This is a genomic window from Rhodoferax saidenbachensis (genome assembly GCF_031457975.1).
Lineage (GTDB): Bacteria > Pseudomonadota > Gammaproteobacteria > Burkholderiales > Burkholderiaceae_C > Allorhodoferax > Allorhodoferax saidenbachensis_A.
The window spans coordinates 139,930-155,165 of sequence record NZ_JAVDXO010000006.1; the positions used below are offsets into that span (position 1 = coordinate 139,930).

The following is a 15,236-nucleotide window of genomic DNA, read 5'->3' on the forward strand; positions in this document are numbered from 1 at the left end:
ATTTGCGCTATGGTTCGCCCATGTCCACCCCCGACTTCAACCTGCTGGTCACGCTGGATGTGCTGCTGCAAGAGGGCAGCGTAGCCGGCGCGGCCCGGCGGCTGCGCCTGAGCCCCTCCGCTATGAGCCGGGCGTTGGCCCGCCTGCGCGAGACCATCGGCGACCCACTGCTGGTGCGCGCGGGGCGCGGCCTGGTGCCCACACCGCGCGCGCTGGAGCTGCGCGAGAAGGTGAGCCAGCTCGTGCGGGACGCGGAGGCCGCGCTGCGCCCCACCGAACACATCGACCTGCAGCAGCTGGACCGCACCTTTGTGCTGCGCACCAGCGAAGGCTTTGTAGAGAACTTTGGCCCTGCGCTGATTGCCCGCGTGGCGGCCGAGGCGCCCGGCGTACGCCTGCGCTTTGTGCAAAAGCCCGACAAGGACAGCGGCCCCCTGCGCGACGGCACGGTAGACCTGGAAACCGGCGTGGTGGAAGGCAGCATGGGCCCCGAGCTGCGTGCCCAGGCCCTGTTCCGCGACCGGCATATTGGCGTGGTGCGCGCCGGGCACACGCTAAGCCTGGGAGAGATCACGCCTGAGCGCTACGCCGCGGGGCAGCACGTGAATGTCTCGCGCCGCGGGCTGGACAAGGGTCAGCTGGACGAGGCCCTGCAGGGGCTGGGGCTGGAGCGGCAGGTGCGCACCATCGTCGATGGTTTCTCCACCGCCGTCGCCCTAGCCCGCGCGTCCGACCTCATCGCCAGCGTGCCCGAGCGCCACACCGGTGTGCTGCGCGCCGGCATGCACAGCTTTGCGCTGCCCTTTGCCACCCCAGAGTTCACCGTCTCCCTGCTCTGGCACCCGCGCCAGCACGCCGACCCGGCGCACCGCTGGTTGCGCGGCTGCGTGCGAGAAGTGTGTGCCGAGCTGCCGCCGAGCCCTTCGCAGTGAGCGTATTCATTTCCTTGCAAGCCACCCCTCCACCTCCAACGGCCGCAACCCAAACCGCACCGCATTCCCCGCATGCAGCGCCTTGAGCTCCACCAGCACCAGTGCCGTAAAACCAGCCCGGTCTGCCTCCGCCACCTCGGACGGAATCCGCGCACGCACTGCCGCCTCCGCCGCAGGCTCCATCGCGCGCACCATGCCCGCCACCACGTCGCCCAGTGCCCGCCGATAGCGCAGGCGGAACACATCCGGTTGCCCCATGTTTTGCTGCACCGCTACGTACTGCTGGCATGACCGCGCATAGGCCCACACAAACACATCGCGCAACAGCTCCACCTGGTTGAGTTCATACACACCCAGCATGGCGTCCACATAGGCCTGCTGCGGGACATCAATAAACGACAGCGGACACAGGTTGTGTCGGATAAAAGGAATATTGGCCGTGAGGCGCGAAACTCGTTTGTTCACGTCCTCAAACGGCTGCAGGTAGGGCAGATGCACCATCAAAAAGAAGGCCTGCTCGAACGGGTCTTCAATCTCGGCCGCCATCTCTACCACGATGCCGAACAGCTCTTGAACGCCTTGCGGCAAAGCAAGGGGCAGGTACACGCTACCGCCAATGCCGACCGCACGCTGGCGTATGCGGCCCACCGCGGAAGGGTCAGCCATCAGTCCATTGGACAAAAAGGCGTGTAGCGCAATCACGGTGTCAGGCGTGAGGCTGGCGCGCTCGGGGTCCCGCACCAGGTATTCGATGGCCTCTTTGTGGTTGAGGATCATCTGGGTTTCCAGCGCGTCCTTGCCGTCGGCCACTTGGCCTTGGGCAATCAGACGCTCGGTGTCCAGGCGGCTGTAGGTGTTGCCCTCCAGGCGCGAAGAAGCCCACGACAAGTCGATCAGCAAGCGGTTCAGGATGTCGCGCGCAAAGGTGCCTGCGGGGGTTTGCGCAGCTGGGGACTGACCCAAGACATGCAACTGGGCGCGCAATTCTGGGGGCAGGTAGGCGGTGACATTGGGCTGGTAGGCCTCCAGAAACGCCTGTTGATAACCCACGGGCTTGCGCAGGTGGCGTGGCTGGCGCACATAGGCCTTGATGGCTTCGCCCTCTGGGGACGTGGGTACATAGGCCTCGGTGGGGTAGTCGGCGCCAGGCTCCTGCACAGAGAGCTGTGGGAGCGCGGATACCGCTGCTGGGAAAGATTGCGCGCTTGGCACCACATAGCGTGCAGCGCGGCCCAGCCCCACCAACTCCAATCGCCGGGCCTGCACCAAAGCAGCCAAACGGCGCTGCAGCGTGCGGCGCGGCATATCCCCCATAGCCACGGTGAGCGCTTCCACGGCAAGCCCTTGCGGATGCTGAGCGATCCACTGAACAAGGCGGTCCAGTTCATCTGACGGGGTTAACTTGGGCATGGTGGCGCATAAACCAGAATCGCGCCATTATTGCGCCAATTAAAGTGGCGCGCAAACAATTTGCGGCACATGCGCCAAACTAGCGCATGGATTCGCATTTCTTCGACATCTCCGTGGCCGTCAGCCACACCGTGAAAACTGTGCGCATTCGCAACCCGAACATCATTTGGGTGCGCGCAGGCACCAAAAGCATCGTCACCCCCCAGCGCGCGGAGGGTCGGGTGCAAGTTCAGGCCGGTGGGCTGTGCCTGCTGTCGGCTGGCCACCAGTGGGATCTGTCCAACCACATAGGCCCCTCAGGTCGCTATGCGGCCAGCGTATGGACCATTCCCGATGCGGTGGCCGACGCGTTTGCCAGCCACTACCCCGCGCTGGCCAGCCAGCCGCCACTGAGCGGCTTTGCCACCACCACTGCCCCCGGCGACTGGGCGCAGACCTGGGAACGTGCCCAGCGCGCATCGGCCCAGACGCTCTCGGCCAGCGCGGTGCACCGCGGTGTGGAGTTGCTGCTGACCCTGGCGGAGCAGCGCCTGGTGTTCCCCACCCGCGTGCCCCTGTCGTGGACCGACCGGGTCACCAACCTCATCGCCCAACGCCCGCATGCCGATTGGTCGGTGGACACGCTGGCCCAGCACTTTCTGCTCAGCGGCAGCACCCTGCGCCAGCGCCTGCAGGAAGAAAACAGCAACGTGACAGCCTGCCTGCGCGAGGTACGCCTGGAACTGGGCCTGAGCCTGCTGCAGTCCACTGAAATCCCCGTGGGGCAAATCTCGCAACGCTGCGGCTACGAGTCGCACAGCCGCTTCACCGCCGCATTTCGCAACCGCTTTGGCCTGAGCCCCTCGTCGGTGCGCAACGCAGACACCGCGCCCGCCCCGTTCAGAAAAAGCGCTTTGGCACAAGAAACCAGCGCCAGCGGCTAACGCCTCCACCGCCTGCCGCCCAACAATTGTCTTGCGCAATGAGCGCAGTCTTTTGGAAGGAAAGCAGATATGACATTCAACGTACGCACATCCCTCACCGCCCTGGGCGCAGCCGCCCTGGTGGCTGGCAGCCTGGCATTCGCCACCAGCGCGGCCTGGGCCCAAACCAAGCCCTTCACCCTCAGCAGCCCGGACCTGAAATCGGGCGTGTTCGACAACCAGTTTGTCCTCAACGGCTTTGGCTGCCAGGGCGGCAATGTGTCGCCCGCAGTCCAGTGGGACAACGTGCCCGCCGGCACCAAGAAGTTGGCCCTCAGCGTGTACGACCCCGACGCCCCCACCGGCAGCGGCTTCTGGCACTGGACGGTCTACAACATCCCCGCCAGCGCCAACGGCCTGGCACGTGGCGCCGGCAATGCGGCGACCACGCTGCCCGCACCAGCCTTTGGCGGCAACACGGATTTCCAGGACACCGGCGCCACCGGTGGCAACGGCAACTACGGCGGCCCCTGCCCCCCCGTGGGCGACAAGCCACACCGCTACATCTTCACGGTGTTTGCCTACGATGTGGACGACCTGCAGGCTGCCGGCGGCATCCCCAAAACCGGCACCGCGGGCTTGCACGGCTTCATCCTGAACAAGGGCCTGGGCGCGCACCTGCTGGGCAAGGCCAGCTTCACGGCCACCTACGGCCGCTAAGCCAAACCGTGGGGAGAAAAGCCCGCGCTTGACCTTCCCACGGTAGCAAGGTTCACAATTCCTGCATCCATTCAAAACAGGAGTTGTGATGCACCAAACCTTCACCGTTACCGGCATGACCTGCGGCCACTGCGAAAAGGCAGTCACCCGCGCCATCCAGGACGCCGACCCGCAAGCCCAGGTCACCATCGACCGCAGCCAAAACAAGGTGGACGTGGAATCCACCCAGCCGCGCGACACCCTGGCCAAAGCCATTGCCGAAGAAGGCTATGCCGTTGCAGCCTAAGCCTGCGGCGGTGTCTGGCGAGCCGGTGAACATTGGCGAGGCAGCGCGCCAGAGCGGCGTGTCGGCCAAGATGCTGCGGCACTACGAATCGCTGGGCCTGCTGGGCAAGGTGAACCGCACAGACAGCGGCTACCGCCTCTACAGCCCGGCCGATGTGCACACGCTGCGCTTCATCAAGCGCTGCCGCGACCTGGGTTTCTCGATGGTCGAAATTGCCGAACTGGTAGGCCTGTGGCAAAACCGCCGCCGCGCCAGCAGCAGCGTGAAGACCATTGCCCAAAAACACATGACAGAGCTGACCCAGCGCATCGAAGCCATGCAGAGCATGCAGCGCACGCTGAGCGGCCTGGTGGACTGCTGCCATGGCGACGAGCGGCCCGACTGCCCCATCCTGGACGACCTGGCAGGCACCACGCCATGACAACGCAAACGCTACGTAATTGATAGCTGCTTGCGCATAGTCCACGGGGGCTAGAGGCCATTTTTGCGCCACAATGCGCCCCATGGCCCTGAAACCGCGCATCCTCATTGTTGAAGACGAATCCGGCATTGCCGACACCTTGCAGTACGTGCTGGCCACCGACGGCTTTGCGCCCGTGTGGGCCAGCACCGCGGAAGACGCGATTCGCCTGTTCAGCGCCGAGCTGCCTGCACTGGCCGTGCTGGACGTGGGCCTGCCCGATCTGAACGGGTTCGAGCTCTTCCGCCGCCTGCAGGCCTTGCCCGGCGGCAACCAGGTGCCCATGCTGTTTCTGACCGCGCGCAGCGACGAGATCGACCGCGTGGTCGGGCTGGAGCTGGGCGCCGACGACTACATCGCCAAGCCCTTCTCCCCGCGCGAGCTGGTGGCGCGCGTGCGCACCATCCTGCGCCGCAGTGCGCGGCCGAATGCCATTGCGACGCCCACACCCGCTGCGTCAGCAAGCGCCCCCGCCATCTGGGCGCTGGACGAAGAGCGCCACCAGATTCGCTTCTACGGCAAGGCGCTGGAACTGTCGCGCTACGAATATGGCGTGCTGCGCCTGCTGGTGCAAAAGCCCGGCCGCGTGTTCACGCGCGACGAGCTGCTGCTGCAGGTCTGGGGTGGCGACAACGACAGCTTTGACCGCACGGTAGACGCCCACATCAAAACCCTGCGCGCCAAACTCAAACTCGTCGCTCCCGGCCACGACCCCATCCGCACCCTGCGCGGCAGCGGCTACGCGCTGAGCGAAGAACTGCCGGCCACGCTGACGAGTTGATGTGAGCAAAAGAAGCCGCATCTTCTTTGGCCTGCTGCTGATCTACGCGATCGGCATGGCCGCCGTGCTTTACCGCGTGGTCAGCGACCTGGACCCGCGCTACCGCGAGTCGGCCGAAGAATCGTTGGTGGAAACCTCGCAGCTGCTGGCCACCCTCATCGAACAAGACGTGCACGACGGTGCCATCGACACCGCCCGGCTGGACAGCCTGTTCAAGGCCGCCTACGCCCGCGAGTTCAGCGCCCAGATCTTCACCGTCAACAAAACCAAGGTCGAGCTGCGCGCCTACGTCACCGACCGCAACGGCACCGTGGTGTTTGACTCCACGGGCCAGTCGCAGGGCAAAGACTTCTCGCAGTGGCGCGACGTGCAGCTCACGCTCAAGGGCGAATACGGCGCCCGCACCACGCTGGACATTCCGGGCGACCCCAACTCCGCCGTCATGTACATGGCCGCCCCCGTGCGCTGGACCAGCAATGCGCAAGGCGCGGGCAGCGGTGAAATCATTGGCGCCGTCACCGTGGGCAAGCCGGTGCAAACCTTTGGCCAGTTTGTGGCCGCCGCGCGCAGCCGCACGCTGTATGCGGGCCTGATCTCGGTGCTGGCCGTGCTGGTGCTGGCGGTCATGGTGTCCATGTGGCTGGTGCGGCCCTTTGGCCTGATTGCCGACTACGCGCGCTACATCAAGGCACAGCAAGGCTTCCACCCCGGCCGCCTGCTGCGCCGCGCTTGGGACCTTATGCGCGCCGCCTACGACGAAATGCGTGACGCGCTGGCCGGGCGCAACTATGTGGCCGACTATGTGCAGACGCTCACGCACGAAGTGAAGAGCCCGCTGTCCGCCATCCGCGGCGCGGCCGAGCTGCTGCAAGAGCCCATGGAAGAAGCCCAGCGCCAGCGCTTCCTCACCAACATCCAGCGCGAGACCCAGCGCATCCAGGAGATGGTGGACCGCATGATGGAGCTGACCGCGCTGGAAACACGCCGCGTGCTCGACAACGCCCAGCCCGTGGCCCTGCTGCCGCTGCTGGACGAACTAGCCCACGCCTCCCACAGCGTGGCCACCCAGCGCGACTGCCGCATCACCGTGGCCGTCAGCGAAGACGTGACCGTAGAGGCCGATCCCTTTCTGCTGCGCCGCGCCGTCAGCAACCTGCTGGACAACGCGCTGGACTTCTCCCCCGAAGGCGGCCACATCGAACTGGGCCTGCAAGTGCAAGGCCGCTGGGCCCAGATCACCGTGCGCGACCAAGGCCCCGGCATCCCCGGCTACGCGCAGGACAAGGTGTTCGAGAAGTTCTATTCACTGGCCCGGCCACACTCCAAGAAGAAGAGCACGGGGTTGGGGTTGAGTTTTGTGAAGGAGATTGCGTCGTTGCACCGAGGGAAGGTAGAGCTGCACAACCGGCCTGAGGCGGAAGGCACTGGGGCTTGCGCGGTGCTGTGGTTGCCGCGCAGGCCTGTCTGAATAGGCTGACTACAACCCGAAAGTAACATATCTGTTACCATCAATATGGCCATGAAAGTCGAAGAGTACGTTCGCGAGGATGCATCGAACCCCTACAAACAATGGTTTGACAGCCTGTCTGCCCAGGCAGCCGCCAAGGTAACTGTTGCCAAACTCCGCATGGAGCTGGGCAACACGTCCAGCATCAAGTGGTTTGACGGCATGGGTGAATACGTCATCGACTGGGGGCCTGGCTATCGGATTTACCTGGCCAAAGACGGCGACACACTGATAGTTTTGTTTGGTGGCGGCACCAAGCAGCGGCAACAAAAAGACATCGACAAAGCCAAAGAACTTTTGGCCGAGTACAAGGCTCGCAAGAAAACGACGGCCAGCAAATCAGGCAACAAGCTCAAGAGGTAATTGCAATGGCACTCACCAGAAACTTCAAAGAATCCGTTATCCAACGCGTCCAAGCAGACGAAGCGTTTGCGCAAGCACTGCTGGATGAAGCCGCCACCTTGTTCCTCAACGGCGAACCAGAAACGGCCCGCTTAATCCTGCGTGATCTGGTCAATGCCACCATCGGCTTTGAGCAACTTGCAACGCTGACAGCCAAGCCCAGCAAGAGCCTGCACCGTATGTTGTCGCCCACCGGCAACCCCAGCATGGACAACCTTGCGGCTATCTTTCGGGCAGTGCGCGAGCGGTTGCATGTGAACTTGACTGCGCATTCTGTGGCGGCCTAAGCGGGGCAACCACAGGATGCCCTTACACCACCAGAGCCCCAGCATCCCCGGCTACGCGCAGGACAAGGTGTTTGAGAAGTTCTACTCACTGGCTCGCCCGCACTCCAAGAAGAAGAGCACGGGTTTGGGGCTGAGCTTTGTGAAGGAGATTGCGTCGTTGCACCGAGGCAGGGTGGAGCTGGGAAATCGGCCAGAGTCTGAGGGATTAGGTGCCATCGCCACGTTGTGGGTACGGCGACAAGTAAGCTAAATATGCGAGCAAAACAGTCATTCATCACCCGATACCTAGGCCCCACGATTCCTTGGGTGCTAGCCCTGTTTGGTCTTTGGATTCTTTACTCTGGTTCATACGCCTTTAGACCAACACGTTCGGTGAGTAGAGTGGTGCTACTCCCACCGGATTCTTGGGGCGCAGCTATCTTCTTTATCTTCCTCGGAGTGCTGTTGGCAGCGTTTGATCTGAAAGGACGCTCTGAACGTTATGCATTCTGGATTGGATTAGTTGGGTGTATTGGAGCAGTTGTCTTCGTTGGCTATCGTCAAATCACAGGAACGGCGGTTCTTGGATAAACGCCTTCACTCCCATTTCACACAGACTTCACACAAGCCCCACACCGCTTCAAACTGACTTCTCCCCCCGGCGGGATGCTCTCCTCACCGTGCAATACCGCACGCCGAATGGAGAAGCCCCATGGCACTTGTTGCTACCCACCCGGCCCCCGATGCCGCCACTGAGCCCCCTGCGCGCCTTTCGCGCTGGCTCTGGCTGGCCACCACCACCCTGTCTGCCGCCTGCTTTGTAGCGCTGGCCATCAGCCCCCCGGCCCACGCGCAAGACCGTGACGCGGCGCCCCGGCTCAAAACCGAGAGCCCCTACTTCTTCGTGAAGAGCGACAACCCTGGCGTGGACCAGTTGCCGCTCAAGTCCACCCAAGTGAATGTGAAGGTCAGCGGCGTGATTGCCGACGTGACCGTGGTGCAAACCTACAAGAACGAAGGCCAGCGCGCCATCGAAGCCAAGTACGTATTCCCCGGCTCCACGCGGGCCGCAGTGCACGGCATGAACGTGCGCCTGGCGGACCGTCTGATCACGGCCAAGATCCGCGAGAAGCAGCAGGCCAAGATCGAATACGACGCGGCCAAGCAAGAGGGCAAGACCGCCGCGCTGCTGGAACAGCACCTGCCCAATGTGTTCCAGATGAACGTGGCCAACATCATGCCCGGCGACGACGTGAAGGTGGAACTGCGCTACACCGAGCTGCTGTTGCCCACCGACGGCAACTACCAGTTCGTCTTCCCCACCGTGGTGGGCCCGCGCTACAACAGCCCGCAAAGCAGCCAAGCCAACGCCACCTGGGTGGCCCAGCCCATCCTGCCCCAGGGCCAGAACACGCCCACCAGCGCGGCTGCACCTGCGTTTGATATCCACGTGACGCTGAACACGCCCATTGGCGTGAAAGAAGTGCGCTCCAGCTCGCACACCATCAGCAGCTACACCGAGCAAGGCGGCGCCACCGTGGTGGGCCTGAACCCCACGGCCGAGCCCACCAACAACCGCGACTTCATCCTGAACTACCGCCTGGCCGGCGACAAGATCGAAACCGGTGTGATGCTCTACAAGGGCCAGGACGAGAACTTCTTCCTCGCCATGGTGGAGCCGCCCAAGGCCCCGGCCGCCACGGCCATCACCCCGCGCGAATACATCTTTGTGGTGGACATCTCGGGCTCCATGCACGGCTTTCCGCTGGACACCGCCAAGGTGGTGTTGCGCGAGCTGATTGGAGGCCTGCGCCCCAGCGACACCTTCAACGTGCTGCTGTTCTCGGGCAGCAATAACTTCTTGAATGCCACTTCGGTGCCCGCCACCAAGGCCAATATTGAGCAAGCCATCCGCACCATCGACAGAGAAGGCGGCGGTGGCAGCACTGAGCTGATCCCGGCGCTCAAGCGTGTGTATGCCCAACCCAAGAACGCCGATGTGTCGCGCACCGTGGTGGTGGTGACCGACGGCTATGTAACCGTGGAGCGCGAGGCCTTTGAGCTGGTGCGCAACAACCTCTCCAGCGCCAACGTGTTTTCGTTCGGCATCGGCTCCAGCGTGAACCGCCACCTCATGGAAGGCCTGGCCCGTGCGGGCATGGGCGAACCCTTCATCATCACCAAACCCGCCGAGGCCGCCGAACAAGCCGCCCGCTTCCGCAAAATGATCGACTCCCCCGTGCTCACCAATGTGAAAGTGCGTTTTGAAGGCCTGGACGTGTACGACGTGGAGCCTCGCCAGCTGCCCGACCTGTTGACGCAGCGCCCGCTCATCGTGTTTGGCAAATGGAAGGGTGAGGCCAAGGGCACGTTGATCGTGGACGGCAACTCCGCCAGCGGCCCGCTGCACTTCAGCATGCCCATCAATGCTGGCAATGCCACCGACACCGCCGCCCTGCGCCACCTGTGGGCCCGCCACCGCATCGCCGCACTCAGCGACCAGGAAGCCCTGGAAGGCGGCAGCGCCGCCAAGGACGCCATCACCGATCTGGGCCTGAAATACAGCCTGTTGACCCAGTACACCAGCTTCCTGGCCGTGGACCAGGTGGTGCGCAACAAGGCGCCTGCCGACAGCCCCAGCGTGAACCAGCCCTCGCCCCTGCCGCAGGGTGTGGAGAACTCGGCCCTGGGTGCCGAAGTGCCCAGCACGCCCGAGCCCGCCACCTGGGGTGCGATCTTGGTGACGCTGTCGGTGCTGGCCATGCTGGCACACCGCCGCCGCCGCGCCGCCCTGCGCGCCCACCACTACACCAGCTAAGCAGGAGATTTGGCCATGGCACTGCCCCGCCTTTTGCACATGCCCCGCTTTGTGCGCTTTGGCATCGCGCTGGACACCGCGCCCGAATGGCGTTGGCTGGCCCTGTTGGCCCTGGCGCTGTGGCCCACCTGGTGGTGGATGGGCCAACGCATGGTCGACGGCTCGGACGACCCACTGGGGCTGCTGGCCTTGACAGCCCTGGGTGGCTTGCTGTGGCAACACCGCGGGCACCTGCGCGCCGCACCGCGCTTGGGTTTTCAGGTGACAGCGCTGGCCGGTGCCGTGCTCACCACGGCGCTGCACCAGCAGCTGCCAGACCTGGTGGTGGCGCTCATCGGCCTGTTGTCGGTGGCCGCGGGGCTGATCGCCTTTCTGCCCGCGCGTGTAGCTACCGCACCGGTGCTCGGCTTGTCGGTGTTGTCATTGCCCCTGCTGGCATCGCTGCAGTTTTATGCAGGCTTTCCGCTGCGCGTGGTCACGGCTGAAGCCAGCCGCTGGTTGCTGTCCATCGCGCACACCGTGGAGCGCACGGGCAGCAGCCTGGTGGTGAATGGCCAGCTCATCATCGTGGACGCACCTTGCTCGGGCGTGCAGATGGCGTGGTTGGGGTACTTCACGGCCTGTGTGGTGGCGCTGGCCGCCAACAAAAACAACAAGGCCTTTCTGCTGCGCCTGCCCACCGTGGGTGCGCTGGTGCTGCTGGGCAATGTGTTGCGCAACACGGTGCTGGTGGCCGTCCAGGCCTCTGGCACCCACCTGCCTGGTTGGGGCCATGACGCTGTGGGGCTGCTGGTGCTGGCTGCCGTATGTGGTGGCATTGCCTGGGCCATGGGCCGTACAGGAAATTTGGAGCGCGCGACATCATGAGCTTTCTGGAAAACCGCTTCTTGAACCGCGTGCTGCACAAGACGCTGTGGGCTGCGCTGTTGCCCCTGTGCGCGCTGTGGGGCATGGCCCAGGCCGTGGCTGAGCGCTCCACGCCACACGACACGAGCACGGCGACGCAGAGCGTCGAACTGCCCACTGAATGGCAAGGCACACCCCTGCGCCCGCTGGCACTCAGCGAGGTGGAGCTGCGCTTTGCCAAACACTTCCCCGGCACGCTGGCGCGCCTCACCGATGGCCGCCAGGTGCTGGTGCTGCGGACCGTGAACCAGCCCACACGCATGCTGCACCCCGCCACCGACTGCTACCGCGGCCTGGGCTACCGCATCCGCAACGAGCAACTCGAAGAGCAATCGGACAAGACCCGCTGGCGCTGCTTTGTGGCGGACCGCGGCGGCCGCCCCGTGCGCGTCTGCGAACGCATTGAAGACGCGCAGGGCCAGGGCTTCACCGATGCCTCGGCCTGGTACTGGGCATCTGCCGCGGGCCAGTCCACAGGGCCATGGAAGGCCATCACCGTGGCCACCCCGCTCTAAGCCTGTTTAAGCCTGTTGTGTTCTTGCAAGGATGATGTTGTGCGCAAACTGTTGTGGGCCACGGCCCGGGTTTTGGTGTTTACAGCGATGCTGGCCATGCTGGGCCTGAGCGCCCTGCTGTTCACTGCGCGCGCCATCGTGCGCCCTGCGCCGGGCGACTGGGCCACCACACTGCGCATCGGCCCGCTGACCATGGACGTGGGCGTGGCAGCGCTCGTGCAGTGGGGCAGCACGCCGTGGATTGCCAAGCAGCTGCACGGCCGCACCCTGCCCACGCGCCTGGGCGATGTGCACCTGGCGTGGGACGAGGCTGCCCAACAACTCAGCCTGCACTGCCAACCCTGCACGCTGCGCAGCAGCAGCTGGGGCGGCGAGCCACTGCGCCTGCAAGACGCACGCATGACCGTGCGCCGCAACGCCACCGAGCTGCGCGGCACCCTGCAGAGCGGCGCTGTCACGGCCACCTGGCATGGCGCACTGCGCCCCACCGGCATCACGCTGCACATCGACGTGCCCACCACCCCGGTGGCCGATGGCTACGCACTGTTCGCCAGCGCCATTCCCGAAGTAGCCACCGCGCAGATAGCCGGCACTTTTGCGCTCAAGGCCACGCTGGAGTTGCCCGGCAAGGCGCTGACGCTGCAGCCACGTCTGGACGGCATGGCCGTGCAAGGCCTGGGCACCGAAGCCTGGGCGCAGGCGCAGAGCCAATGCAGCCAGGGCCTGCCCGTGGCCATGGCGAAGGCCACGCTGCGCGCTGACAGCCTGCTGGCCCGCGCCGTGCTGGCCGCCGAAGACCAGCGCTTTTTTGAGCACCCCGGCTACGACCTGGTGGAGATGAACAAGGCCCTGCGCAGCAACCAAGTGGAGGACGCCACCTTGCGCGGCGCCAGCACCCTGTCGCAACAAGTAGCCAAGCTGCTGGTCACAGGCGGTGAACGTTCCCCAGTGCGCAAACTGCGCGAACTGCTCTACGCGGTGGAGATGGAGCAGACGCTGGGCAAGGCCCGCATCCTGCGCCTCTACCTGGACCACGCACCCTGGGGCGCCACCGTGTGCGGCGCGCAGGCTGCGGCCCACACCTACTTTGGCAAACGCGCCGACCAACTCACCGCTGCCCAGGCCGTCTGGCTAGCCTCCATGCTGCACAACCCCGCCATGGAAGCCCAGCGCTGGAGGGCGCGCGGCAGCATCAACCTGGAACGCGCCCAGTGGGTGGCCGCCAGCCTGCGGCCTCTGCGCCGGGCAGAACGCACGCAGCTGCTGGCCGATCTGGCAGACATGGGGCCGTTAGAACGCGGCAACAAGCACCTCAACTCACTATCAAAACAATAGCTGGTTGCGCATATTCCACGAGGGGCAAAGTCAACTCTTGCGTTAATCCCGTTGCCGCCTGCGAAATTCTGCCGGGGTACAGCCGACTTCGCGTTTAAAGAACTTGCTGAAGTTGGTGGGCTCGTCGAAACCTAGTTTCTCGGCGATCGTTGCGACGGGCATGTCCAAATGCACCAGCAGGCGCTTCGCCTCCAGGTTGATACGCGCGGCGATGAAGGCCTTGGCGGTCGTGCCCGCTGCCGCGGCCACTGCACGTGCCAGGCTCTTTTCGGTGTAGCCGAGTTGGTTGGCATAGTCAGCCACCTGGTGCCATTGCGCGAAGCGTTTGTCCACCAGTTGCTGAAACCGCTGGAAGCGTTGCGATGCAGGGGATACCAGCGGCTCCTGCGTTTGGCGTCTGCCTTGCAAAATGCTCAAGCGAGTCAAGAGCGTATGGAGCTGGTGGCGCAGCAGTCTATGCACGTCCTCCCGCGGCGCACCCACCAGCGCATCCATCAGTGTGTCTTCGCGCATTTGCTGAAACAAATCCGTTGCCTTGCGCAGCTCTGGGTCACTAAGGACCATGTGTTCAGGCAGCCTCTCCAAATCCAGCGCGAGCTTCAGATCGTGCGAGGTCGTTGAAACGGGTAAGACAAATTCAGGGCGGAACAGCAGATTCCAGCCGTCCCAATCTGCACCCTGTCCGTAGTTGTGGGCCTGGCCTGCCCGCACCACCAGCAGCGACCCCGGCGCACAGGCGATCGACTTGAAGTCCACCATCTGGGCGCAGGTGCCCTGCGTGACGCACACCACCGTGTGGAACTCGTACCGATGGGTTTGGCGCAATTCTTCCTTGGCCCGAAGCCTAAGATCGGCCACCGAAAAAACTTCCAGGTCGAGCTGGTAGGGCGCTTGCGGTTGATAACCCAGGCGCTGAATCTCCATCGTCACGTTGATCTCTCCTGGTACTGGTCGTGTCGCTTTGTTAGCTCTGCACAAGATTTAGGAAAAAGTCCAATATGTATCAGCATTGGGCGCCTACATATCGTGTAAACGGTGCTTGATTGTCCAACAATAACCATATCCCAATCAACACAGGAACGCACCATGAACACCATTGACATCGCCAAGACTTACATCAAGGCCGTACAAACAGGCGACCAAGCCACACTGGGCAGCATCATTTCGCCCGACGTGATCTGGCACCAGCCAGGCAAGAACCGGTTTTCCGGCACACACAAGGGCATGGCCGCTGTGGGCCCCATGCTGGGCGCGATGATGGAAGTGTCCAAAGGCACGTTCGCCATCACCCGCGCCGACCACTACATGGCCAACGGCAACTGGGTGGCCATCACCATCGAATTTGCGGGCGAGGCCCATGGGCTAACGATGAAGCAAGCGGGTGTGGATCTGATCCGCATCGAGGGCGGCAAGATCGTTGAAGTCAAGCTGTTCTCTAGCGACCAGGCGCAAGAGGACACTTTCTGGGGCCAGTGATCCGCGCAGTGGCCGCCCCCAAGGTGATCTTCGGGTTCAGCACCTAAAAGAAGCGGAACGAAGGGAGCAAGGCGGCCACGCCCTCCCGCACCAGTTCCACCAGTTCGGGGTCCATGTAGCGGTAGTCATCCGGAATATCCAGCACATGCAGGGGCTTGCCCTGCAACAGCTCCCGAAAGCTGGCCTTGAGCTGGGAGGCGTGCTTGTCCTCCATCACGCACACCGCGTCCGCCCACAGGATGTCGGCCTCGGACACCGGGTGGCGGGCGTTGCGGCTGGTGCCGCCGGAGCGCACCGACAGGCCGGGGTGCTTGCGCCAGACCTGTTCGGCGGTGGGGCTGCGCCACTGGTTGCGGCTGCAGACAAAAAGTAAGTTCATGGGGCGGTGGCTCAGAGTTAGGAGCATTTTAGGGCTCTAGCCCCCGTCGAATATGCGCGAGCAGCTATCAAAGTAGTAGCGACTTGCACCAGAGCGCGTCCCCGCACTGCACCAAATCAAGCACTGAAGCCGCCCTCGATA

General features: G+C 63.9%; 17 protein-coding genes and 1 pseudogene. 15 read left to right on the forward strand and 3 right to left on the reverse strand.

Annotation, left to right across the window (positions count from 1 at the left end):
- Positions 1-20 precede the first annotated feature (20 nt).
- The gene (locus J2X15_RS13945) at positions 21-932 is read left to right on the forward strand and encodes a LysR family transcriptional regulator (protein WP_310343865.1); all 912 of its coding nucleotides are present in this window, start codon (positions 21-23) and stop codon (positions 930-932) included.
- Between the two features lie 6 nt (positions 933-938).
- Here J2X15_RS13945 and J2X15_RS13950 read toward each other — a convergent pair whose 3' ends face one another.
- Entirely contained in the window at positions 939-2,342 is a 1,404-nt protein-coding gene (locus J2X15_RS13950) for a Fic family protein (RefSeq protein WP_310343868.1), read from the reverse strand.
- Between the two features lie 86 nt (positions 2,343-2,428).
- On the opposite strand from J2X15_RS13950, the gene J2X15_RS13955 reads away from it, so the two are divergent.
- The 13 genes and pseudogenes from J2X15_RS13955 (at position 2,429) to J2X15_RS14015 (ending at position 13,240) form a co-directional block, all read left to right on the forward strand.
- A complete protein-coding gene (locus tag J2X15_RS13955; RefSeq protein WP_310343869.1) occupies positions 2,429-3,265 on the forward strand; it encodes a helix-turn-helix transcriptional regulator in 837 nt (278 codons plus the stop codon).
- A gap of 69 nt (positions 3,266-3,334) precedes the next feature.
- On the forward strand, positions 3,335-3,964 hold the full coding sequence (locus J2X15_RS13960; protein ID WP_310343871.1) for a YbhB/YbcL family Raf kinase inhibitor-like protein: 630 nt from the start codon (positions 3,335-3,337) through the stop codon (positions 3,962-3,964).
- A gap of 88 nt (positions 3,965-4,052) precedes the next feature.
- Positions 4,053-4,250 carry a heavy-metal-associated domain-containing protein gene (locus J2X15_RS13965; protein ID WP_310343872.1) on the forward strand — a complete coding sequence of 66 codons (198 nt, stop codon included), beginning with the start codon at positions 4,053-4,055 and terminating at the stop codon, positions 4,248-4,250.
- Positions 4,234-4,671 carry a Cu(I)-responsive transcriptional regulator gene (cueR, locus tag J2X15_RS13970; protein ID WP_310343873.1) on the forward strand — a complete coding sequence of 146 codons (438 nt, stop codon included), beginning with the start codon at positions 4,234-4,236 and terminating at the stop codon, positions 4,669-4,671. Before J2X15_RS13965 ends, cueR begins: the two co-directional genes overlap by 17 nt.
- Positions 4,672-4,753: 82 nt before the next feature.
- Positions 4,754-5,491, forward strand: a complete 738-nt coding sequence (creB, locus tag J2X15_RS13975) for a two-component system response regulator CreB (RefSeq protein ID WP_310343875.1) — start codon at positions 4,754-4,756, stop codon at positions 5,489-5,491.
- A gap of 1 nt (position 5,492) precedes the next feature.
- Complete coding sequence (gene creC / locus J2X15_RS13980; RefSeq protein WP_310343876.1) at positions 5,493-6,959, forward strand: two-component system sensor histidine kinase CreC; 1,467 nt, start codon at positions 5,493-5,495, stop codon at positions 6,957-6,959.
- A 51-nt stretch (positions 6,960-7,010) separates the two neighbouring features.
- Entirely contained in the window at positions 7,011-7,361 is a 351-nt protein-coding gene (locus J2X15_RS13985) for a type II toxin-antitoxin system RelE/ParE family toxin (RefSeq protein ID WP_310343878.1), read from the forward strand.
- A 5-nt stretch (positions 7,362-7,366) separates the two neighbouring features.
- Positions 7,367-7,687: a helix-turn-helix domain-containing transcriptional regulator gene (locus tag J2X15_RS13990; protein ID WP_310343880.1), complete on the forward strand. Its 321-nt coding sequence runs from the start codon at positions 7,367-7,369 to the stop codon at positions 7,685-7,687.
- Between the two features lie 31 nt (positions 7,688-7,718).
- Positions 7,719-7,937 (forward strand): annotated as a pseudogene (locus tag J2X15_RS13995) (ATP-binding protein); the annotation flags it as partial.
- Positions 7,938-8,378: 441 nt separating this feature from the next.
- Positions 8,379-10,484: a VIT and vWA domain-containing protein gene (locus tag J2X15_RS14000; protein WP_310343882.1), complete on the forward strand. Its 2,106-nt coding sequence runs from the start codon at positions 8,379-8,381 to the stop codon at positions 10,482-10,484.
- A 15-nt stretch (positions 10,485-10,499) separates the two neighbouring features.
- Positions 10,500-11,351, forward strand: a complete 852-nt coding sequence (gene xrtQ / locus J2X15_RS14005; RefSeq protein WP_310343884.1) for an exosortase Q — start codon at positions 10,500-10,502, stop codon at positions 11,349-11,351.
- Positions 11,348-11,905 (forward strand): hypothetical protein, encoded by a 558-nt coding sequence (locus J2X15_RS14010; RefSeq protein ID WP_310343885.1) that lies wholly within the window; start codon positions 11,348-11,350, stop codon positions 11,903-11,905. The genes xrtQ and J2X15_RS14010 overlap by 4 nt, the downstream gene beginning before the upstream one ends.
- A 39-nt stretch (positions 11,906-11,944) precedes the next feature.
- Positions 11,945-13,240 carry a biosynthetic peptidoglycan transglycosylase gene (locus J2X15_RS14015; RefSeq protein WP_310343886.1) on the forward strand — a complete coding sequence of 432 codons (1,296 nt, stop codon included), beginning with the start codon at positions 11,945-11,947 and terminating at the stop codon, positions 13,238-13,240.
- Between the two features lie 42 nt (positions 13,241-13,282).
- Here J2X15_RS14015 and J2X15_RS14020 read toward each other — a convergent pair whose 3' ends face one another.
- Positions 13,283-14,164 (reverse strand): AraC family transcriptional regulator, encoded by an 882-nt coding sequence (locus tag J2X15_RS14020; RefSeq protein WP_310344011.1) that lies wholly within the window; start codon positions 14,162-14,164, stop codon positions 13,283-13,285.
- 162 nt (positions 14,165-14,326) lie between these two features.
- Here J2X15_RS14020 and J2X15_RS14025 point away from each other — a divergent pair, with 162 nt between their 5' ends.
- Positions 14,327-14,716, forward strand: coding sequence for a nuclear transport factor 2 family protein (locus tag J2X15_RS14025; RefSeq protein ID WP_310343887.1), 390 nt, complete (start codon positions 14,327-14,329; stop codon positions 14,714-14,716).
- Positions 14,717-14,759: 43 nt separating this feature from the next.
- On the opposite strand, the gene J2X15_RS14030 is transcribed toward J2X15_RS14025, so the two are convergent.
- Positions 14,760-15,095 carry a low molecular weight protein tyrosine phosphatase family protein gene (locus tag J2X15_RS14030; protein ID WP_310343888.1) on the reverse strand — a complete coding sequence of 112 codons (336 nt, stop codon included), beginning with the start codon at positions 15,093-15,095 and terminating at the stop codon, positions 14,760-14,762.
- Positions 15,096-15,236: the final 141 nt, after the last annotated feature.

Excerpts from the sequence above, each read along its gene's own strand:
- J2X15_RS13945 (WP_310343865.1), top strand. The coding sequence starts at position 21 with ATGTCCACCCCCGACTTCAACCTGCTGGTCACGCTGGATGTGCTGCTG.
- J2X15_RS13950 (WP_310343868.1), bottom strand. The coding sequence starts at position 2,342 with ATGCCCAAGTTAACCCCGTCAGATGAACTGGACCGCCTTGTTCAGTGG.
- J2X15_RS13955 (WP_310343869.1), top strand. The coding sequence starts at position 2,429 with ATGGATTCGCATTTCTTCGACATCTCCGTGGCCGTCAGCCACACCGTG.
- J2X15_RS13960 (WP_310343871.1), top strand. The coding sequence starts at position 3,335 with ATGACATTCAACGTACGCACATCCCTCACCGCCCTGGGCGCAGCCGCC.
- J2X15_RS13965 (WP_310343872.1), top strand. The coding sequence starts at position 4,053 with ATGCACCAAACCTTCACCGTTACCGGCATGACCTGCGGCCACTGCGAA.
- cueR (WP_310343873.1), top strand. The coding sequence starts at position 4,234 with ATGCCGTTGCAGCCTAAGCCTGCGGCGGTGTCTGGCGAGCCGGTGAAC.
- creB (WP_310343875.1), top strand. The coding sequence starts at position 4,754 with ATGGCCCTGAAACCGCGCATCCTCATTGTTGAAGACGAATCCGGCATT.
- J2X15_RS13985 (WP_310343878.1), top strand. The coding sequence starts at position 7,011 with ATGAAAGTCGAAGAGTACGTTCGCGAGGATGCATCGAACCCCTACAAA.
- J2X15_RS13990 (WP_310343880.1), top strand. The coding sequence starts at position 7,367 with ATGGCACTCACCAGAAACTTCAAAGAATCCGTTATCCAACGCGTCCAA.
- J2X15_RS14000 (WP_310343882.1), top strand. The coding sequence starts at position 8,379 with ATGGCACTTGTTGCTACCCACCCGGCCCCCGATGCCGCCACTGAGCCC.
- xrtQ (WP_310343884.1), top strand. The coding sequence starts at position 10,500 with ATGGCACTGCCCCGCCTTTTGCACATGCCCCGCTTTGTGCGCTTTGGC.
- J2X15_RS14010 (WP_310343885.1), top strand. The coding sequence starts at position 11,348 with ATGAGCTTTCTGGAAAACCGCTTCTTGAACCGCGTGCTGCACAAGACG.
- J2X15_RS14020 (WP_310344011.1), bottom strand. The coding sequence starts at position 14,164 with ATGGAGATTCAGCGCCTGGGTTATCAACCGCAAGCGCCCTACCAGCTC.
- J2X15_RS14025 (WP_310343887.1), top strand. The coding sequence starts at position 14,327 with ATGAACACCATTGACATCGCCAAGACTTACATCAAGGCCGTACAAACA.
- J2X15_RS14030 (WP_310343888.1), bottom strand. The coding sequence starts at position 15,095 with ATGAACTTACTTTTTGTCTGCAGCCGCAACCAGTGGCGCAGCCCCACC.